Annotated in this window: 16 protein-coding genes and 1 rRNA gene; 3 read left to right on the forward strand and 14 right to left on the reverse strand. The window is 43.1% G+C overall.

The window, feature by feature from the left end:
• From LFYK43_RS12740 to ykzS, 9 genes are all read right to left on the reverse strand, one after another.
• Positions 1 to 108 (reverse strand): 16S ribosomal RNA (locus tag LFYK43_RS12740); the annotation flags it as partial.
• Positions 109 to 772: 664 nt separating this feature from the next.
• Positions 773 to 2,845 (reverse strand): LTA synthase family protein, encoded by a 2,073-nt coding sequence (locus LFYK43_RS09470; RefSeq protein ID WP_124977702.1) that lies wholly within the window; start codon positions 2,843 to 2,845, stop codon positions 773 to 775.
• 102 nt (positions 2,846 to 2,947) lie between these two features.
• Complete coding sequence (locus LFYK43_RS09475) at positions 2,948 to 3,181, reverse strand: YkuJ family protein (RefSeq protein WP_124977704.1); 234 nt, start codon at positions 3,179 to 3,181, stop codon at positions 2,948 to 2,950.
• Between the two features lie 199 nt (positions 3,182 to 3,380).
• The gene (locus LFYK43_RS09480; protein WP_124977706.1) at positions 3,381 to 4,394 is read right to left on the reverse strand and encodes a lysylphosphatidylglycerol synthase transmembrane domain-containing protein; all 1,014 of its coding nucleotides are present in this window, start codon (positions 4,392 to 4,394) and stop codon (positions 3,381 to 3,383) included.
• Positions 4,387 to 5,418 (reverse strand): glycosyltransferase family 4 protein, encoded by a 1,032-nt coding sequence (locus LFYK43_RS09485; protein WP_124977707.1) that lies wholly within the window; start codon positions 5,416 to 5,418, stop codon positions 4,387 to 4,389. The genes LFYK43_RS09480 and LFYK43_RS09485 overlap by 8 nt, the downstream gene beginning before the upstream one ends.
• Before the next feature lie 24 nt (positions 5,419 to 5,442).
• Entirely contained in the window at positions 5,443 to 6,621 is a 1,179-nt protein-coding gene (locus LFYK43_RS09490) for a glycosyltransferase family 4 protein (RefSeq protein WP_124977709.1), read from the reverse strand.
• 498 nt (positions 6,622 to 7,119) lie between these two features.
• Entirely contained in the window at positions 7,120 to 8,841 is a 1,722-nt protein-coding gene (gene ptsP, locus LFYK43_RS09495; RefSeq protein WP_124977711.1) for a phosphoenolpyruvate--protein phosphotransferase, read from the reverse strand.
• A complete protein-coding gene (locus tag LFYK43_RS09500) occupies positions 8,841 to 9,107 on the reverse strand; it encodes a phosphocarrier protein HPr (RefSeq protein ID WP_124977713.1) in 267 nt (88 codons plus the stop codon). Before LFYK43_RS09500 ends, ptsP begins: the two co-directional genes overlap by 1 nt.
• A 318-nt stretch (positions 9,108 to 9,425) precedes the next feature.
• A complete protein-coding gene (gene ykzS, locus LFYK43_RS09505; protein WP_124977715.1) occupies positions 9,426 to 9,620 on the reverse strand; it encodes a protein YkzS in 195 nt (64 codons plus the stop codon).
• 180 nt (positions 9,621 to 9,800) lie between these two features.
• Between ykzS and LFYK43_RS09510 the strand changes: the two genes are divergently transcribed.
• The 3 genes from LFYK43_RS09510 (at position 9,801) to LFYK43_RS09520 (ending at position 13,767) form a co-directional block, all read left to right on the forward strand.
• Positions 9,801 to 12,026, forward strand: a complete 2,226-nt coding sequence (locus LFYK43_RS09510) for an ATP-dependent Clp protease ATP-binding subunit (protein WP_124977744.1) — start codon at positions 9,801 to 9,803, stop codon at positions 12,024 to 12,026.
• 164 nt (positions 12,027 to 12,190) lie between these two features.
• The gene (locus LFYK43_RS09515; RefSeq protein ID WP_124977746.1) at positions 12,191 to 12,469 is read left to right on the forward strand and encodes a DUF1827 family protein; all 279 of its coding nucleotides are present in this window, start codon (positions 12,191 to 12,193) and stop codon (positions 12,467 to 12,469) included.
• A 200-nt stretch (positions 12,470 to 12,669) separates the two neighbouring features.
• Positions 12,670 to 13,767 (forward strand): MucBP domain-containing protein, encoded by a 1,098-nt coding sequence (locus LFYK43_RS09520; RefSeq protein WP_124977717.1) that lies wholly within the window; start codon positions 12,670 to 12,672, stop codon positions 13,765 to 13,767.
• Positions 13,768 to 13,827: 60 nt separating this feature from the next.
• On the opposite strand, the gene LFYK43_RS09525 is transcribed toward LFYK43_RS09520, so the two are convergent.
• From LFYK43_RS09525 to LFYK43_RS09545, 5 genes are all read right to left on the reverse strand, one after another.
• Positions 13,828 to 15,405: a peptide chain release factor 3 gene (locus LFYK43_RS09525; RefSeq protein WP_124977719.1), complete on the reverse strand. Its 1,578-nt coding sequence runs from the start codon at positions 15,403 to 15,405 to the stop codon at positions 13,828 to 13,830.
• An 83-nt stretch (positions 15,406 to 15,488) separates the two neighbouring features.
• Positions 15,489 to 16,853, reverse strand: coding sequence for a hemolysin family protein (locus LFYK43_RS09530; protein WP_124977721.1), 1,365 nt, complete (start codon positions 16,851 to 16,853; stop codon positions 15,489 to 15,491).
• Positions 16,854 to 16,924: 71 nt separating this feature from the next.
• Positions 16,925 to 18,382 (reverse strand): ATP-binding cassette domain-containing protein, encoded by a 1,458-nt coding sequence (locus tag LFYK43_RS09535; RefSeq protein ID WP_124977723.1) that lies wholly within the window; start codon positions 18,380 to 18,382, stop codon positions 16,925 to 16,927.
• A gap of 176 nt (positions 18,383 to 18,558) precedes the next feature.
• Positions 18,559 to 19,590, reverse strand: a complete 1,032-nt coding sequence (locus tag LFYK43_RS09540) for an NAD(P)H-dependent glycerol-3-phosphate dehydrogenase (RefSeq protein ID WP_124977725.1) — start codon at positions 19,588 to 19,590, stop codon at positions 18,559 to 18,561.
• A 208-nt stretch (positions 19,591 to 19,798) separates the two neighbouring features.
• Positions 19,799 to 20,344 carry a DUF402 domain-containing protein gene (locus LFYK43_RS09545; protein WP_124977727.1) on the reverse strand — a complete coding sequence of 182 codons (546 nt, stop codon included), beginning with the start codon at positions 20,342 to 20,344 and terminating at the stop codon, positions 19,799 to 19,801.
• Between the last annotated feature and the right edge of the window lie 61 nt (positions 20,345 to 20,405).

Below are 20,405 nucleotides of genomic sequence, written 5' to 3' on the forward strand. Positions count from 1 at the left end.
CTGTTAACGCTGAGTGCACGCACTCATTGTTAACAGATTGCGTTCGACTTGCATGTATTAGGCACGCCGCCAGCGTTCGTCCTGAGCCAGGATCAAACTCTCATTTTAAAAGTTTGTGACTCATAAATTTTACTAGCGAATTGACTTCGCAAATGTTGTTTGCACTTACCATTCGGTAAGCGACCTCACACATTTGATTTGTCGAAACTTTGTTCAGTTTTCAAAGATCTACTTGGTGTTTCACAACAAAAATTATTATATCACGCTAACTTCTGACCGTCAAGCGTTTATTTTACTTTAAATTAGAAGTTATTTACGCTGTCTTGTAAAATGTAAATCAGTTCTTAATATTCATTTATCAAGATCCGATTTAGTCTCAAAAGACAACTTAATTATTGTACAGCACCGATCACTACTTTGTCAACAAAAAATTTAAATGAAACAAATAGTTTTTGTTGTCATCTCAGCGACAAATACTATCATAGCAACAATTATAAGGACCGTCAATAACTTTTTTTAATTTAGTTGCCTTATTTTCAAAATGTGAATTAATTTTTGCATACGAGTCTAAAAGTTAAGCTTTACACCATTAATTGGCAAATTATTTTGTCAATGTTCGCCTTTAAGTCGAAAACAAGCAACATCTTCTTTACCCGCAAGAAGTTGTTATTTTCTGCATTCGCCCGCCTGAAACCATTGCATTCTTTATGTTGGCAAACTAATACCATCACAACCAAAAAACGACCTCCAAAATGCGAAGGTCGTTGCTTGGTTATTTATCTTTTAATTCAGGTGCATCCGTTTGATAAAGATCTTGGGTCGACTTCCCGCCATTTTGTTCAATCACGCTGGTCTTCTTCTTCTTTTGCGCTTGCTTTAAAGCCTTGATACCGTATGAGTACTTATACTTATACTGAGACTTATCCACTTTAGTAAAGTCTTGTAGTGTATGGAAACGTAACAGATCTCCCGTGACGATCTTATCGGACAACGATAATGATTTATCCGTATGCTCCTGTTGATCTTTTAAGATCTCCTTTTGCTGAGCAGTCAGTTTTTTAGTATTAACTATATTACCCTGATTATCGTAGACTTTGCTGCCGATCTTGCTAAGATCAGGAGAAACGAAATCACCATTTCTAAATGGAACTGTCTGGTTGCGGTTGGTCGATAAGAGATCATTGCCCAGCTGAATAGTATCAGTATTTTGGATACCCAGCAGGTCCATCAAGGTCGGCATAACATCGATCTCGCCCCCGTAGGTGTGATTGATCCCGCCCTGTAAATTATCACTATGGATCATGAATGGGACCTTCTGCAGCATCGCCAAGTCATATTTAGTGACAGACTTTTTACCCAAAAGTTTAGCTAAAGCTTTCGGATGATTCTCAGAAATACCATAATGATCGCCGTATGCCACAATAACAGACTTATCATATAAACCAGACTTCTTAAGATAATTCATGAATTCACCAAAGGCTTGGTCAAGGTAACGAGCAGTCTGCACGTAGCCGTCAACTGTTTTGTCACCGGTTTTGGTTTTGGCGATCGACTGGTTGTCCTTATCCAGCTCATAGGGGTAATGATTGGTGAGTGTGATCATCTTAGCATAGAAAGGCTGCGGCAACTGTTCCAAGTATTTCACCGATTGTTGGAAGAAGATCTTATCTTTCAAGCCGTAGCCGATACTGTAATTGCTCTTAGTCTTGTAATAGGGTTCATCGAAGAAGTACTGGTAGCCCCATGACTTATAGGTGTTATCCCGATTCCAGAAACTGCCGACATCACCATGGAATGAAGCAGTAGAGTAGCCCTTCTGGTCAAGGATCGCTGGCAACGCCTGAAAAGTATTGGAAGCGCCGTAAGAAGTCATGCCAGAGCCTGATGGTAAACCATACAAGGAATTTTCAAGCATCATTTCTGCATCAGACGTCTTCCCCTGTCCAACCTGGTTAAAGAAGTTGTCAAAAGATAAGGTATGCTGATCGGCATAAAAACGATTGATGTTAGGCGTTACTTCCTGCCCATCTGACTTATAGTTAATTAAAAATTGCTGGAAACTCTCTAAATGGAGAATAAAAACATTTTTGCCCTTTGCCTTACCATAATACGAAATATTCGGTTCGGACCGGTTTTTATTGACATAATCCAAAACTTTTTCGACATCACTGGCACGAGCGTTTTCTCTGGTAGCAGTTTGCTGATGAGATTGATATGCAGAATATCCCGCAAAAAAATCAAGTCCTAAGTATTTAACGATGTAATTGTTATCAAACGTCCGAGTCAGCAATTGCGAACGGTCTTTTTCAGCTAAGCCCAAGTTGCCCGCGAATAAAACTACCGCTAAGACAGAGATAATAACCCCATAACGTCGTTTAGGACGACTTAAGTCTGGTTGGATCACCTTCAAAGAAAGAAGCAACATCAAGACTAAAACATCCAAAAATACTAAAAAGTCTGTCGGATGAATAATTTCTAAAACACTAAGTCCCAGGTTATTTGAAACTGAACTTGATGATTTGATGATCCCAACTGACAAGAAGTCTGAAAATTCCCGGTAATACAAGGTATTAGCAAACAACCAGACAGATTGCAGGAGGGAAATAATGACTTCGATCCAATATGACTTTCTCCCCCCGAAATAAAGACCTAACCCTAAAAGCAGCAGTCCAAACGGCAACGGATTAACAAAGAGTAAAAAGCGCTGCACGTTATTGTTAACGCCCAGGGTAAAATTATTCTGGTAAACAATGTAAGTTTTTAACCAAAACAAAAAAAGTACTAAAATAAAGAAACCTGACCTGGAGCTCAACACCTGGCGTGTTTTTTTAATAAACGAACTCATCTTTACAATTCCTCCATAATTCAAACTTGCCTGCTAACAAGTATAAAGTGCAAATAAAAAAAGAAAAACTGAAAATAGAACATCTTCAGTTTAACTTAATAATTAATAATCAAGCAGGTCATAGATTTCGATTGCGGCAAGATCGATATTATCAAATTGAAATTTTTGCTGTGAGCCAATTTCTTCTAATTCGAAAGCTTCAGTCTGCGGGTCATAAGTAACTACTCCGCGTTCTTCGCCTTCCTTTTCAAAACGTCGTGACACTACTTCATCTTCGGCACTTTTGATCATTGCATCTAAACGAGAAATGATCGCAACTAATTGAGAATTTTCCATGACTAACCCCTTTTCTAACTGAAAGATTTGCAAGTGCCCCCCAACTAAAGGACTAACACTTACCACCTTTTACATACAAAAATGATAATACCATTTTTTTGCCTAAAATAAAATTCAAATCATTAAATTGACTCGCTGAGGTGTCAGTTTTAACTGATATTTAATAAGTGTTTACGAAATTAACTAGCCTCAGCGCCGCCTACCGTTTTTTTTGCTGCGGTTTGACCGCTAAGGCACCCATGCCCAAAGCCATCCCAAAGTAATAGGTGATCAAGCGCCACAAAACCATGGCAAAGACGACCTTGCTGTTTTGTGTAAGAAAGGTTGAGAAAATAACGGAAAAACTAAATTCCGCACCACCCATCCCCCCTGGTAACGGAAAGAGTGAAATGATCATAACGATCAAGATATGCATGCCTAAGACCAAAAAGATATTGGGGCGCGAAACATGCAATGCCAAGAGGATAAAATACGGAATGACATAGTAGAAAAACAGTTGGCACAGGGTCAATAAACCAATCTTGATCAAAAGCCGCGGGTCTTTTTTCAAGCGCAGACTTTCTTGATAAAAGTTGTCGATTTTTTCATCAGCAACGGTCTGGTAGTGTTCATAAGTCGCCTTTTTCCCCCAGCGCTTCACCGGCCAGAGTCCAAAATTGACCAGCTTTTTAGTCAGCGAATGCCAGTACATGATCAACAACAAGCCGGTGATCACAAAGAAATGCACTAAAAAGCCAAAAATTACCAACAGTGCCAAAGCGTGCAATTTAGCCGCCAAAAAATGAAACTGTGCCAGCAGGCTGATCACGAAGCAAACAACGATCATCGCCTGATAAACAACAAATTTCATCAGCATGCTCGAACTTGCCCGCCCAACATCGATTCCAGACTGCAATAAAGCAAAAAGCTGTGCCGGCTGGCCGCCGCTTTGAAATGGCGTGATCCCATTAAAAAGCTGCTCGATCAACGGCACGCGCAACGCTGCCCGAAAGTTAAAGCTTGGCTTTTGCTTATGCAACAGAACATAAACAACCAGTCCCTCAAAAAGTAATGAGATGACCATACACAAAAAAGCCGCTGCTAACCAGCCCCACTTTAGTTCAGCGACTTCATTTCTGATAACATGAAAAGGGATATCTTTAAGAGAATACGCGAAGATTGCTAAGCCGATACAAACAATGGCAAACAAACTCCACTTGTTTTTTCTATTCATTTTTCCCCAACCTTGATTGTTCCTGGTAGTATTCTTTCCAAACTTCTGCCAAATGGTCCTCGTTATAGTATTGAGCGGCTTCATTAGCCTTGGCCCGCAGCTTTTCTAAGGCTGGAGGATTCTCCTGGAGATCCTTGAGGATCACTTGCATTTGCTCACGGTCTTTAGCTGGTTGATAATAACCGGTTAAAATCGAATGATACAGATCTAGATCACGCAAGACCACAGGCAGCCCACAACTAAATGCTTCTAAGACACTCATCGGAAACAGTTCATTATACGATGGCAATAAGAAGAGATCGGCTAAATTGTAATACTCATTCATTTTTTGCCGGGGCACGATACCAGGGAAACTGAGATTTTGCGGCGGATCGTCAACGATCTTTTTAAGTTTGCTATAGCCATCAGTCATCTTGCCGAAAGAAAAGCCTCCGACCCAGACAAATTGAAACTCGGGCATTGCTTTAGCCAGCTCAATGAAGTCAAAGACCCCTTTACGCTCTTGAACTTGACCAACCCCAATGATCGTAAACTTCTGCGGATCTAAGCCGTATTTCTGCTTGAGCGCAGGCTTTTGCTCAAGAGGCAATGAATAAAATTCTTTTTTGGAAACAAAGTTCGGAATATATGTGATCTTACTTCCGGGGATCCCATATGCTTCCAGCTTAGGAATAAACGATGGATTGACCACCACTAGTGCATCCATCCGTTTATAAAAGGAAATCAGGTATTTATTGAACAGCTTCGAGATCAACGGCGGCAGCTGCAGACTACCCTTCATTGTTTCCGGCAAGAAATGCACGTAGCCGATCTTTCTGCCGCTGCTGGGCAGAAAAGTAGATAAATAAAACTGCGGGTCGATCGTATGGTAGTGGCTAATATCAGCCCCTCCAAAACGATTGACGATCAAATTAACTTTAGCCGGATAATGTTTCTCCAGCAAAGAGATCAGTTCAGCATACGCACTGCCAACACCTTGGCCAGCTACTTTACTTGCAGATGAGTACATCCGAATCGTTAACATGACAGAACACTCCTAGACAAATTTCTAAATACTTTCACGCGAATGATCGGCTCTAGTTTCAGCATAAAGCTCAATACTCTCCAGATAGAACTGGACGATCTGTTCCCCAAAATTTTCTGCCGAAATGCTGGCAAGTTTTTGGTCGCGATAAGACAGGTCAGTATATTTTGCTGGTTCCTGCAAATATTCGATGACCTTCTGCGTAAACTGGACCGGTGTTTCAAAGGTGGCGCCCAAGTTTTTATTGTCCAGTAACTGATCAGTATAAGGCCCGCTTGCAGCAACAACCTTGAGTCCAGCTGCCAAGGCTTCAATGAAAGTCAACCCTTGCGATTCAGAAATCGAAGTTGAGACAAACAAATCTGCCATATGATAATATGCGGGAACTTCATCATGATCGATCTCGCCCGTAAAAATCACGTCATCAGACAGCTTAAGCTGCTTGACCTGTGCAACTAAGTCATCCTTGGCGGGACCATCTCCACAGATCATCAATTTTACCTCCGGGACCTGCTTTTGAATAATTGGGAAAGCATTGATCAAGCGGTCAATATCTTTTTCATAGGCCAAACGGCTGACTGTCAAAAGTAATGGCGTGTCTTGACTCACTCCATATTTTTCGCGCAGATACGGGTCGGGCTTTCCTTCAAATTTATGCAGATCGACTCCCGTTGGGATTACCTCAATTGGTGCGGTGACCCGATAATTGGTCAGCGTATCCAATACCCTGACGCTGGGTGCGACGATCCCTGACAGGTGTTCACAAAAGGTACGGCTCAATTTTTCCACATGAGCCGGCCGTAAAACTTTTCCCTTTAAAACATAGTGCAGATAATCTTCATACATCGTATGGTAGGTATGCACGCAAGGAATCTTGAGATTTTTTGCCACAAACTTGCCGATCAGCCCCATTGAAAACTCAGTCTGGGTATGCACGACATCCAAATTCAGTTCTTTAGCGATCTGATAAGCTTGAAACAGTCCACGCACGGCGATCCTGCGATCCGTAAAAGAAACGAATGGCACACTGGTAAAACGAAACACATTTCTTTCGAAGACATTTTTTTCTACATTAGGGTCTGTCGTCGTAAAAATATACACATTATGCCCAAGAATTTCCAGCTGTTCGCGCAGCGTCTTGATCGAAGTTGCGACACCACTGACTTGCGGATAATATGTATCTGTAAATATACCTATATTCACGGTGAACCCCCTTAGTTTGAATAATAAACATGTTTCATTATATGGTTTTCTGGAAATTTAAGCAACCAAAGACTAGCAGCACACAACTAAAACATCGCTTGGCTAACTTCCAAAGGCCAGCCTGGCGCATAGTTAAGTCAACGCAGCAGCTGCCAATATTTCCTCAACACTAGCAAGGATACTACTAGCACCCAAAGCAAATTTTCCAAGCTAATTTATTATTTGACAATATTATACAACATATAGTATAAATTGCAAATTTGCTTGCTTCATCCCTCAACAAACTTCCCTTGATTGTTGACTCAACGGTCAAACCACCAAGCACAATTATACATTGAAGTTTTCACAACGACTAAAGTGGCAGACAGGCTTAAGATTTTTACAAACAAAGGAACAAATTCTTAACTTCTGCTGCCGGCCCAAATTTCTAACCCAGTTTTAAATTTGGATAAAAAAAACCCGGCCTTCTGAGAAGGACCGGGTTAAGAATGCAGCTGCTTAATCAGTATATTCGTGAACCAGCTTAACAACTTCTTCTGTTGTTTCGCATTCACTAACTGCTTTATCAGCTAATTCTTTCATCTTAGTAGTATCAAGTTTCTTCAGCAAGCTGCGTGTCTTCAAGATCGAAGTTGCGCTCATTGAAAATTCATCCAAGCCTAAACCAGCCAACAGCGGAACAGCGATTTGATCGCCGGCCATTTCGCCGCACATCCCAGTCCACTTGCCTTCTTTATGCGATGAATCAATAATGTTCTTGATCAAGCGCAGTAAAGAAGGATTGTATGGTTGATACAAGTAAGATACTCGTTCGTTGCCGCGATCGGCAGCCATCGAGTATTGAATCAAATCGTTGGTGCCAATACTGAAGAAATCAGCATATTTAGCTAACTTGTCAGCAATCATTGCAGCAGCTGGGATCTCCATCATCATTCCGACTTCGATATCATCTGAAACTTTGACTCCATCAGCAACTAATTTAGCTTTTTCTTCTTCAAAAATTGCCTTGGCATCCTTGAATTCTTTAACAGTAGCGATCATTGGGAACATGATAGCCAAACGACCATAGGCGGAAGCCCGCAACAAGGCACGTAACTGTGTCCGGAAGATATCCTGCCGATCCAAAGAGATCCGGATCGCACGATAACCCAAGAATGGGTTTTGTTCATCAGGCAATGGCAGATATGGTAATTCTTTATCACCGCCGATGTCCATTGTCCGAACAACGACTTGTTTGCCGTTCATACCTTCAACGGCTTGCTTGTATGCTTCAAACTGGTCATCTTCAGATGGCAATTCAGAAGCATCCATGTACAAGAATTCAGAACGGAATAAGCCAACAGCTTCTGCACCGTTATCAGTAGCACCCTCAACATCTTTAGGTGTCCCAATGTTAGCACCAAGTGTGACCTGCTTACCATCAGCAGTGACAGATTGTTCATTCTTCAACTGAGCCCACTCAGCTTTTTGAGCTGCAAAATCCTGAGCTCTTTGCTCATAATCTTTCAACTCATCTGCACTTGGGTCAACCAGAGCATCACCATTGATCCCATCGATAATAACAGTTTGATCTGCTTGAATATCACTTGTTGCAGAACCAGAACCAACGATGGCAGGGATCTCCAATGTCCGTGACATGATAGCAGAATGTGAAGTCCGTCCGCCGATATCAGTAATAAAGCCCTTCACGTACTTACGATCAAGCTGAGCAGTATCTGAAGGAGTCAAGTCGTGCGCAACGATCACAACTTCTTCATTGATCAGTGCTGGGCTAGGCAAAGTAACACCAAGCAAGTGGCTTTGCAGACGCTTCGTAACGTCGCGGATATCACCGGCACGTTCTTGCATATAAGCATTATCAGTCATTGCTTCAAACATTGAGATAAAAGTATCAGTTACAGCCTTAACTGCAGCTTCTGCATTCATCTTGTCATTCTTGATCTTATCACTGATTTGACCGAGCATCTCTGGATCAGAAAGAATGGTTAAATGTGCCTCAAAAACTTGGGCTTCTTCCTCGCCCAAATTCTCAGCAGCCTTATTTTTAATGACCTCTAAATCTTTCTTTGAAGCAGCAACAGCGTCGTTTAGCCGTTCAATTTCAGCCGCTGCATCATCGATTGTTGTCTCGGAAAATGATAAATCGGGTTGCACAAGCATATAAGCTTTAGCTGCGGCAATACCATCACTGGCTGCGATCCCTTTCAACATTTTCGTCATTATTCAGCAAGTCCTTCCTTTTTCATTGTCTCAGCGATAGCTGCAATAGCATCAGCTTCATCAGCGCCTTCTGCAGTGATCGTAACATCAGCATTTTGGCCAACACCCAATGACATTACGCCCATGATGGACTTCAAGTTAACTGACTTGTCGTTATAAGCCAATGTAATATCTGAGTTGAACTTGCTTGCAGCTTGAACCAGCAAAGTAGCGGGACGAGCATGAATACCTGTTTCTGCAATTACGTGAAAGTCTTTCTTTTCCATTTTAAACCATTCTCCTTTGAGTAATAAAAATTTGTTGAGTTCCTGCTATGAAAACAAGTGGTCATTTACCGAACACGTTTACATTTAAAAATGGCCACAAAGCACACGTCACAGTTGAAACTCGCTAAAAAAATAATACCATGTATTATATGATAAAACAAGTTTGTTTTGCCCAACCGCTCTAGAGTGGTGCTTTAAAAAGCCAGCCCAAAACTCTGCATAATTTGCTGATTTTCATAAATTTTCACGACCAGCATATTACGTTTTGCAAAATGAATATTTTTTTAACTACATCCTCTTCGTTTTTTGTAAAAAAAATCAGTCTGGTTGATCATTACTGGCGTACTGGTAACTGACCCCGCCGCCGCGTTTAGCCGTCCCAATAACCTTCTTTTTATGTGAATATTCCATTAAGACTTTCTGGAAATCCATAAATTCATCCGTGCTGATCTCTAGTTCAGACAACTCGCCGTGGCGCAGCTGTTCAAGCAATTCATGATAATCTTTTGCCATCGCTATCCCTCTTTTCATCAAAGCTTGGTTTATTATAGCATGGAGCCAAGAGAATTTTGAAACGTATCACTTGCAGTTTGCTGAGAAGTTTGTATAATAAAATCATGAAAGGTCAAAGTTGGTCAAATAAAGATCGACTTTGAACTTAAATAGATCTGACGAAAGGTCGTGAACAAATTTATGTTATGTCAAAATTGTCATCAAAATCCAGCAACTATCCATTTAACGACCAGCGTTAATGGAAAGCAGACTTCGATCGATCTGTGCCAAAGCTGCTACCAAAAACTAAAAGATCAAGCAGGTAATAATGGTCGTAATAGTTCAATGATGCAGGACCCCTTTGGTTTCGGCAACCTGGATGATCTTTTCCGGGCGATGTCAAACGGTCAGCAAAGACCTGCTTCGGGCAGTGTCCCGCCGAACCAGGCTGCTGGCGGTCGCGGTCATAATAATAATGGAAATGGCAGTAATACGATCCTTGGTCAATACGGCTTAGATCTTACAGACGAAGCTGCAAATGGCCGGATCGATCCAGTTATCGGCAGAGATCGGGAAATCGAGCGCGTGATCGAAATTTTGAACCGCCGGACCAAGAACAACCCTGTTTTGATCGGTGAAGCTGGTGTTGGTAAAACAGCTGTCGTCGAAGGGCTTGCTCAAAAAATCGTTGATAATGACGTGCCGCAAAAACTGCAAAATAAAAAGGTGATCCGTCTTGACGTTGTTTCTTTAGTCCAAGGAACTGGGATCCGTGGTCAATTCGAAGAGCGGATGAAACAGTTAATGGATGAATTGAAGAAACAAAAGGATACGATCCTGTTCATCGATGAAATTCATGAAATCGTTGGTGCCGGAAATGCCGAAGGCGGCATGGATGCGGGCAATGTCTTAAAGCCTGCCCTTGCACGAGGTGAACTGCAGCTTGTCGGTGCTACGACAATGAACGAATATCGCTCAATTGAAAAAGACGCTGCTTTAGCTCGACGCTTGCAGCCGATCGAAGTCAAAGAACCTTCTGTTGCCGAGACGATCAAGATCTTACAGGGGATCAGCGGTAAATACGAAGCATATCATCACGTTAAATATACCCCAAAGGCGCTTGAAGCAGCAGTCACTTTGTCAGACCGGTATATTCAAGATCGCTTTTTGCCTGATAAGGCGATCGACCTCTTGGATGAATCTGGTTCCAAGAAGAATCTGACCATCCGAACAGTCGACCCGGCTGTCATGGACGAAAAGATCAAGCAGGCCGAAGCAGAAAAACAGACTGCTTTAAAAGATGAAGATTACGAAAAAGCCGCTTATTACAGGGATCAAGTTAACAAGTTTAATGAGATGAAGGCCAACTCTTCCTCAGATGAAGATACACCTGAAATCACAGAAAAAGACATGGAAAAGATCGTTGAAGCCAAAACCAATATTCCGGTCGGTGAATTAAAGGCTAAGGAACAGGCTCAACTCAAGAACCTTTCAGACTCCCTAGAAAAACACGTCATCGGACAAGACCAGGCGGTCACTAAGGTTGCACGTGCTATCCGCCGTAATCGGGTCGGTTTTAACAAGTCGGGGCGTCCGATCGGTTCCTTCCTCTTTGTCGGACCGACCGGTGTCGGTAAGACTGAGACGGCTAAACAGTTAGCTCGTGAACTTTTCGGTACAACTGATGCCATGATCCGCTTTGATATGAGTGAGTATATGGAGAAATTCTCAGTCTCTAAGCTGATCGGTTCACCGCCAGGCTATGTCGGCTATGAAGAAGCTGGTCAGTTGACCGAACAAGTTCGGCGCCAGCCGTATAGTTTGATTTTGTTGGATGAGATCGAAAAAGCACATCCCGATGTCTTGCATATGTTCTTGCAGATCCTAGATGATGGCCGCTTGACTGATTCACAGGGTCGGACTGTTTCCTTTAAAGATACGATCATTATCATGACATCCAATGCCGGAAGCGGTGATTCCGTTGCATCAGTTGGGTTCGGTGCTGAGATCTCCGGCAAGACCAACTCGATCATGGATAGCCTCTCCAAGTACTTCAAGCCTGAATTCTTGAACCGGTTTGACGGGATCATTGAATTCAATGCCCTGTCTAAGGAAGACTTGCACCAGATCGTCTCCTTGATGTTAGATGATGTCAACCAGATGCTTGCAGCCAAGAATATTCAGCTGCATGTCACTGGTCCAGTTGCTGACAAACTGGTCGACCTTGGTTATGATCCAAAAATGGGCGCTCGTCCGTTACGGCGGGTGATCCAAGAACAGATCGAAGACCGGATCGCAGATTACTATCTGGACCATCCGGCTAACAAGAATCTATTAGCCAAGCTCGATAATGGTGAGATCAAGATCACCAAAAATGAAGAGTCGACTGCAGCTGCACCAGCAAAAGACGACTCGCAAGATCAATAAATTCCACAAAATTAGTCGATTCGCATAGCGGGTCGGCTATTTTTGTGTTCACTTCATCAAAATTTATATATTTTTCCGCAAATATTGGCACTTAATATTGTTTACCCAAGAAAATTTAAGCTATAATAAAAACAGATAAAGGTAGCGAGGAGGTTGTGAATATGCTGAATTTAATTGATGTCACTAACAGCTATGCGCGAGAGATCCGGCAAGAATTACGCAGTTCTTCTGTCCACTATATTAAGGTTTATACCCTGGGTAATTCTGTGGTCGTACACAAGAAAAAAAATGAGCAGCACGAAATTGTCATTTCAAACAAGATCCGTTCAGTGACCAAAAATGAGGTCGATTTTGTCCTGGATAAGCTTTTGGGTGAAAAGCGAGAACAGGCATCAGTGACCAATGCTGGTAATTTGGTTGAGATCGAAGCTCAAATCAACTAAGCTCTCCTCCTTATTGCTTGCAAAAATATGTTCATGACTTCAGCTTCGACTAAAGACTCAGCTCAGAAAATGCGCGCAGCAGGCTGAGTCTTATTTTGACGCAAAATCCAGGATTAGATTTAAAAAAAGCTAATAGTTAAGTTATAATAATAGTATTAACAACAAGCAGACAGACAATATTAGGAAATGAGGTGATAGTCATGGCCAGGTCAACTCCCTTGACAGTCTTGCGTCGCGGGCTCAAAGCATTAAAAAATGAATTTAAACCTCAACCTGCTAAACACTCGGCACAGCCAAAAAAGCCGCGGGAAAAAAAGCAGCCGCAGGCACCTCTGGTTAAACGCCAGAGAATTGCAGAGGCAAGCAAAAATGAACCTGCAAAAAAAAGCCAAGCCCCAGCTTTGCTAAGTGCCCGTCCGATCCCAGCGACCCTGCTGGTTTTGTACTTAGATGAAAATGACCATTACTTAACTGATCCTCAAGTTCTCCATGGATATCGCGGAGAAAATGTGGAGCTTGACCTCAAGTCCTTTCAGACCTTCTATCTGAGTGAACTTTATGGCTACACCTCACGCTTCATCGACCGTTATGGCGTTGTTAAGCTGCGCTACCAAAAGCGTACTGCAGCAGCGATCTGGGTCATAGCTAAGGATATTGATGAGCAGTTTTTATTAGCTAAACCGGAATTCATCCATGGCAGCTTGCATGCACCCTACTCATTGTCTGCGCCAAGTTTCCCAAATTACCGTTTAGTTCAAGCTCATGGGCCTGTGACTGGCAGCTATTCTACACAGCAGCAGTTTGTCACCTATTTATACCGCAAAAAATTATGGCAAGAGGTCGACGAAACACCGCAACTCTTATTAGTGACCGACTTTACCGCATGTTACAGCGAACCTCATGGTACAAAGTTAAAGCTGACTCTGGCCAAAAACACTCGCTGGCAAGTCTTTAAAACCGTTAAAACAACGGATGACTCACTCTGGTATTGTCTGGGCGGCAACACCTGGACCAAACAAGGAGAAACAACCCAGCTTTTCCATGAAAAGCAAGGAACGATCGCTGAAGATCATCATACTGGTACCCTATTGGGGATCACACTTCACGAGGTCCCAGCCGCAGTCAGCTTTATTCCAGGCAGAACTGTCAATGTTTATCGGACACCTTGCGGTAAAAAAGCCGGTGAGATCAGCGATGGAACTCAAGTTACCGTGACAGCCCGCAAAGATATCGACCAGATGCACTGGTATCAAATCGACAAGACCGAGTGGATCTTAGGCGAATATCTCCATTTTTAGCAAACAAAAGAACCTGATCTGCGTCGGACTTGTCCCACGTAAATCAGGTTCTTTTTTTGATTAGAGTAATGAATATAGCTTGACATCAGGATACTTGTCTGCAAACCAGCGCTCAGAAAATTCATTTTCGAATAAGAAGAGCGGCTGTTCTTTGCGATCCTTAACCAGCATGTTACGGGAGCTGGACATTTTTTCGTCTAGCTGCTCCGGTGCGATCCACCGCGCGATTTTATGTCCTAACGGCGTCAAGACGACTTCAGAATGATATTCATTCAGCATTCTGAATTGGAAGACCTCAAACTGCAACTGTCCCACAGCCCCAAGAATGTAATCACCAGTTGAGTAACTTTGATACAGCTGGATCGCCCCTTCTTGAACGAGTTGCTGGATCCCTTTATGAAAGGATTTTTGCTTCATCACGTTTTTGGCAGTGACCCGCATGAATAGTTCTGGCGTAAATTGCGGTAATTTCGGATATTCAACAGGACTTTTACCCGTGTAGATCGTGTCGCCGATCTGGAAGTTGCCTGTATCATAAAGACCAATAATATCACCAGCAACCGCGTTTTCTACTGTCTCGCGCGTATCAGCCATGAACTGAGTCGAATTAGACAGCCGCATTTTCTTGCCGGTCCGTTGCAAGTTAATGTCCATTCCTCGTTCAAATTCACCGGAACAGATGCGCACAAAGGCGATCCGATCACGGTGCTGCGGATTCATATTCGCTTGGATCTTAAAGATAAAGCCTGAAAATCCAGAGTCATCCGGCTGGACCTTTTTCTCTGAGACAGTCTCGTGAGCGGCAGGGGCCGGCGCAAACTCTAAATATGCGTCAAGGAAAGTTTTGACGCCGAAATTAGTTAAAGCTGAACCGAAGAAGACTGGAGTTAGTTCACCGCGGGCAATTTTGTTGGCATCGAATTCATTACCTGCATCTTTGACCAGTTCAACTTCTTCTAAAACTTGCTGGTAAATACTTTCGTCAGCCAGCTCATTTTCAACCGCCAATTCTCCCTGCTCAGTCAGCGGCAAAAAGCTTTGTCCCTTGTCCTCCGAATGATACAACTCGATCCGATTATTATAGATATCATAGAGCCCCTTTAAACCCTTACCCATACCGATCGGCCAGTTCATCGTGTAAGCATCGATTCCTAAAACTTCTTCCAGTTCGGCGATCAATTCCAGCGGCTCGCGACTATCACGGTCTAACTTGTTCATAAAAGTAAAGATCGGAATACCGCGCATCTTACAGATCTGAAATAACTTCTTAGTTTGCGGTTCGATCCCTTTGGCAGCATCGATCACCATCACAGCCGAATCAACTGCCATTAGTGTCCGGTAAGTATCTTCTGAAAAATCCTCATGACCGGGGGTATCCAAAATGTTGATCCGCTTGCCGGCATAGTCAAATTGCATCACCGAGCTAGTTACGGAGATCCCACGCTTCTTTTCGATCTCCATCCAATCTGATTTCGCAAAGTTGCCGCTCTTTTTAGCTTTAACGGTCCCTGCCGAGCGCACCACGCCACCAAATAACAAGAGCTGTTCTGTAATGGTCGTTTTACCGGCGTCCGGGTGAGAAATAATCGCAAAGGTCCGTCGTTTGCCGACCTCGCTGTCTAATTCTTTTTTGTTCATATTATTCACTATTCCTTACTATTAGTTCTTTATTTCAGCAAAAATGAGTCGGCTTCATCCATGCAAACCTCCGACTCATCTTCTTAACGATTTAATTCAAGTTTTTCCCGCGCACTTTTCTTCGATTCTTCCCGTTGCTTACGGTATTCGACAGCTTCTTGCGCCAAATTGACTTGAACTTGCAATAACCGATCGCCTGACATCTTATGCACCAGCAAACTGGAACCGTCATCTAACTCAATTGGTTCCGGACTTGGTGCCTTGGGAATATAGCCCAAACGCCAGATAATATAGCCTGCGATCGTATCAATGTCAGGGACATTCAGATCTTGACCAAATTCATCGTTAAAATCATCTAATGCCATCTTGCCTTGAACAATAAACTCGCTTGAAGTCATCTTTTTCATGATCAAATTCGGCTCATCGGATTCATCCTGGATCTCACCGACGATCTCTTCGAGCAGATCTTCCAGCGTGACTAAGCCAACGACTCCGCCATATTCGTCCAACAGGATAGCCATCTGATTTTGTGTTTTTTTCATCTCATAAATCAGGCGGTCAAGCATAATTGTTTCTGGAACAAAGAATGGTTCCTGCATAACTTGCCTGATCGTCGTATGCTCAAAACCAAAAGTCCGGGCAGCCTTGACTAAGTTCTTGATATGCACGATCCCAACAACTTTATCCTTGTCCTCATGGTAAACAGGGACCCGGGAGTAATTCATTTGTAAAATGTCGTCAATACTACGGTCATTATCATTGGTAATATCGATCATGAAAGCATCGATCCGAGGGACCATCACTTCACGTGCCATTTTTTCGTGCAAGGATAAGATCCCGTCAATCATTTCAAACTCATCGTTATCCAGCTCGCCCTTACTGCGTCCTTCCTCGATCAGCTCAACAATGTTCTGCCAAGACAGAGGCGCACTTTTATCATCAGTGACGACTTTGCTTTTTTCAAGCACATTGCTTAACCAGCTGCTCAGCTTAGCTAAAGGATAAAACGGCAAGAGGATCCAATGCTGGTAACGGTATGTTTTTAAAACCGTTTTAACTGATTGGCGTGCGCGCATCTTGGCGGGCAGCTTCTCGAAAAAAGGATCAAATAAAACAGCTGTCACCAATCCTAAGACAAGTGAACCACAACTTAATGCCAATAGGTTTTCATGCACAAACAGCATGAGAGCAGCTGCCCAAAAAATAAAGGCAGTGACACAAGCAGCAAGCCGCGCAACATGAGCTGTATAATACTCAGTTGGAAGCTTGCCAGCCAACTTCAAAACACGGCTTTGCTTACTTTGCGACAAAGCCCTGCTTGCGTTCTCTAATTCCTGTTTAGTTATTCGGCTGAGAGCTTGCTCATACGTTGCAAAGTAAAAACCGATCACAGCCAAAACTGCACCGACCAACACTAATAACCATTGCTGTCCAGGATCAGCATCCATATTATTCCACCACTCCAAAAATAAATTTTACATTTGTTTAATTATACTATATTCACGCGGTTCAAACCAATTTATTTTGGAACTTTGATCGAGTCTCCAGCCGTTAAATCAACACTTCCGCCCATATTGTTGAGCTCTTGGATCTTAGCAACTGTGGTCGCATATTTTTGAGCTAGTTCTCCAATAGTTTCACCGCTGCCAACGTTAACAGTCTGCGTCTCTTCCTTCGCTGATGAACTCGAACTTGAACTGGAGCTGGAACTTGAGCTCGAACTTGAGGCTTTCTTGCTGCTTTCCTTTTTCGCAGATTCATCAGAAGCCTTTTTGCTGGTTTTAGCCTTGTTAGCACTGGAAGCAGCAGGTTTTTCACTGCTCGAATCTTCTTGCTTCTTGGCAGCCAGCAAGGAACTTGACTCTGCTTTCTTGCGGGATGCAAGCTTGGTGGATTCGGCAGCCTGCTTGCTGGTCATGGTCAAGTGCTGCGAATCAGCATACCACCAGCCGCCGCCTAAAACGACGATTGTAGCTAATGTTAGGTACCAGCCAGTTTTTTTCGACTTTTGCGGTTTGTTTTCTTTTTGTTCAGGTTGATTTGCAGGATCTGACTGAGCTTTGTTGGTCTTATGGTTGACGGGATCCACTCCACGATCAACGAAGAAGGCCTTGCGCATGCGCGGCTCGTCCTTACGCGTATAGCCCAGTTTATACTGCTCACCCTTAAATTCTTCATAGATCTGGTTAATATCAAAGTCGACTTGTTCTTGCTGCTTTTGTGCTAAGTAGTCGTTTTGTTCCGGCAAGCTCAAATTATAATAGTAATCAATAAAATACTGATACTGTTGCAGCACATCCTGCGTTGGTCCAAAGTCTTGCTGTTGGCCAAATTGCAGCCAGAGGGTCCGCTCGCAAAAAGACTCCACATTCAAGCCGCGGGAATCACTGATAAAAAATGAAACCCCAATATCTTTGAGACGCTGGATCCGATCTGCCGTTTTTTGGAAAAAGTCTTGGTCTAACAAAAAGAATAAGTCATCGATCAAGACTAGTTCAGGCTGAATGTAAAGCGCGATCCCCAGGCTTAAGCGTGCTCGCATCCCGACCGAGTATTCTTTGACCGGCCGGTAAAGCCACTGGCCTAACTCACTAAAATTGATCACGCCATTGGTCAAATGGTCGCCTTTAAAGTTATCAATATCGGATTGCTCGATCCGGGTGCGAATGTTTTCTAAGCCAGTTTTTTCTGCGAGCAAGCCATCTGTGACAGAAGCATAGTTAATGTGGTTAGAAGTTGTGATAAAACCGGTTGTCTGTTGGGTCAACCCTGCTATGATCTGCAGCAAAGTTCCCTTGCCAGACCCGTTCATCCCAACGATCCCGACTGCTTCGCCGTCATTCACGTTCAGCGAGATCCCGCGCAATTCCCAAAAGCGGTCGTTTTCTGCAGTCTGGACGACCCCTTTGCCGCGATCCTTACGATCGATCATTAGGGGATTGTCTTTAGAAATATATTTTAGTTCAATTTTAGCCATTTTGTTCTCCCTGAATTTTTTCGAATACCTCAAATAATAAAGGAACTCTTAACAAGAGTCAATTATCGCAATAATAGTTTAACAAGAATGAAATGTTTTGTTGACGGCATGATAAAACCCCAACCGTGGTCTCAACAGTCGAGGTTTACAATGAATTATTCGAGCAGCCTAAGCTTTTAGGCTTGCTGCTGTGTCCCTATTTCTGCCTTGCCTTCGCGGGTCATTAAACAAGTGATTTCTTGCTTGATATCTGCTCCCTGATAAAGAACATTATAAATTGCTTGAGTGATCGGCATCTCGATCCCTTTTTGCAGCGACAATTCATAGGCCGCCTTACAAGTGTTGATTCCTTCGATCACCATGCCCATGTCGTTGATAACGTCAGCTAATTTTTTACCTGAGCCGAGCTGATCGCCCGCACGCCAGTTACGTGAATGAACACTTGTACAAGTCACGATCAGATCGCCAACACCTGAAAGTCCAATAAAAGTCAATGGATCCGCCCCAAAGGCAACGCCTAACCGGCTGATCTCGGCTAAACCACGAGTCATCAAGGCTGCCTTGGCATCATCGCCATAACCCAAGCCATGTAATGCACCGGCTCCTAAAGCAATAATGTTTTTGAAGGCTGCGCCCAACTCAACACCGATCAAGTCAGTATTGGTATAGATCCGCAGGTATTCGTTCATAAATAGTGCTTGCGTTTCTTCTGCTTGTTTTAGATCTTCACTTGCAGCTGTGATCAAAGTCAGATCCTTTTTAGCGACCTCTTCAGCATGACTAGGACCGGATAATGCTACGATCCCGCTGCGATAGCCGGCCGGGATCTCTTCTTCGATGATCTGTGAGACCCGCTTATAAGTCTCAAGCTCCAATCCCTTGCTTGCATGGATCAAAAGCGGTGCACTGTTCATTGCACGCAACTCATCGCAAACCTGGACAGCAACTTCACGGATCGCCTTAGTCGGTACCACGAATAAAACAACTTGCGCAGCGGTGAGTGCCGCATGCAGATCTGTCGTCGCGTGCAATTTGTCAGAAAAATGAAAATCTGCAAGATATTTGCTGTTAGTATGTTCAGCATTAATTTCAGCGGCCTGAGATTCTTTATTAGTCCACAGCTCAACTTGATGCCCATTTTCTAAAAGGACACTTGCTAGAACACTACCCCATGAACCGGCACCTAACACAGCAACTTTTTTAGTCATAATCAACGTTCCATCCCAATCTTTGATTTTATACTTTCAACGATTTGTTTACGCAAGTAACAATACCATACTTAGCATCGACTAGCAACGTATGGTCAGCCAAAACGGCTTCAGACCAGGTTTTTTACGTTTCAAGGACAGAAAAAAACTCGGCCAGCAACACCCCTGCTGCCAGTCGAGTTTCCTAATTATAAACACCGGTCTTGGTCTACTGCCGCCGTGACAATTCCAGGTAACGGTTATACCAGATCTCCACGTATTCTTGTGAAAATGGTCCTTTTTTATGGTCGATCCAATCAACCAAGGTGCGGACATTATACTTTAAGATCTTATCTGTTTCAGCAGAATAGTGCCACCGTGAGCCAAACTCTTGGTACTCATCTACATCTAAGAGCCGTTTTTCACCGTTAGGGAAGACTTTGACATCCAGATCATAATCGATATACTTCAAGGCTTCCTTATCTAAGACTGCCGGTGAAGCTAGATTACAGTAGTATGAAATGCCATTATCACGAATCATCGTTACAATATTAAACCAATAATTAGCGTGAAAATAAACTAGTGCCGGCTCCCGGGTGAGCCAACGACGACCATCGGACTCTGTCACTAAAGTGTGATCATTGCAGCCGATCAACGCGTTTTCACTAGTCTTTAAAACCATTGTGTCACGCCACGTGCGGTGTAAGCTACCGTTGTGTTTATAACTTTTCAAGGTGATGAATTCACCTTCCTTGGGTCCGCTGAAATGCCGCATACAATTCCCTGCTTTCATAAACACAGGTGTAAATACACCGATATCGATTTAATTATAGCAA

The organism is Ligilactobacillus salitolerans (assembly GCF_003864415.1).
In the GTDB taxonomy this organism is placed as follows: Bacteria; Bacillota; Bacilli; order Lactobacillales; family Lactobacillaceae; genus Ligilactobacillus; species Ligilactobacillus salitolerans.

What these genes read in the sequence shown, in the direction of transcription:
- LFYK43_RS09470 (WP_124977702.1), bottom strand. Translation starts at nt 2,845, where the DNA reads ATGAGTTCGTTTATTAAAAAAACACGCCAGGTGTTGAGCTCCAGGTCA.
- LFYK43_RS09475 (WP_124977704.1), bottom strand. Translation starts at nt 3,181, where the DNA reads ATGGAAAATTCTCAATTAGTTGCGATCATTTCTCGTTTAGATGCAATG.
- LFYK43_RS09480 (WP_124977706.1), bottom strand. Translation starts at nt 4,394, where the DNA reads ATGAATAGAAAAAACAAGTGGAGTTTGTTTGCCATTGTTTGTATCGGC.
- LFYK43_RS09485 (WP_124977707.1), bottom strand. Translation starts at nt 5,418, where the DNA reads ATGTTAACGATTCGGATGTACTCATCTGCAAGTAAAGTAGCTGGCCAA.
- ptsP (WP_124977711.1), bottom strand. Translation starts at nt 8,841, where the DNA reads ATGACGAAAATGTTGAAAGGGATCGCAGCCAGTGATGGTATTGCCGCA.
- LFYK43_RS09500 (WP_124977713.1), bottom strand. Translation starts at nt 9,107, where the DNA reads ATGGAAAAGAAAGACTTTCACGTAATTGCAGAAACAGGTATTCATGCT.
- ykzS (WP_124977715.1), bottom strand. Translation starts at nt 9,620, where the DNA reads ATGGCAAAAGATTATCATGAATTGCTTGAACAGCTGCGCCACGGCGAG.
- LFYK43_RS09510 (WP_124977744.1), top strand. Translation starts at nt 9,801, where the DNA reads ATGTTATGTCAAAATTGTCATCAAAATCCAGCAACTATCCATTTAACG.
- LFYK43_RS09520 (WP_124977717.1), top strand. Translation starts at nt 12,670, where the DNA reads ATGGCCAGGTCAACTCCCTTGACAGTCTTGCGTCGCGGGCTCAAAGCA.
- LFYK43_RS09525 (WP_124977719.1), bottom strand. Translation starts at nt 15,405, where the DNA reads ATGAACAAAAAAGAATTAGACAGCGAGGTCGGCAAACGACGGACCTTT.
- LFYK43_RS09530 (WP_124977721.1), bottom strand. Translation starts at nt 16,853, where the DNA reads ATGGATGCTGATCCTGGACAGCAATGGTTATTAGTGTTGGTCGGTGCA.
- LFYK43_RS09535 (WP_124977723.1), bottom strand. Translation starts at nt 18,382, where the DNA reads ATGGCTAAAATTGAACTAAAATATATTTCTAAAGACAATCCCCTAATG.
- LFYK43_RS09540 (WP_124977725.1), bottom strand. Translation starts at nt 19,590, where the DNA reads ATGACTAAAAAAGTTGCTGTGTTAGGTGCCGGTTCATGGGGTAGTGTT.
- LFYK43_RS09545 (WP_124977727.1), bottom strand. Translation starts at nt 20,344, where the DNA reads ATGCGGCATTTCAGCGGACCCAAGGAAGGTGAATTCATCACCTTGAAA.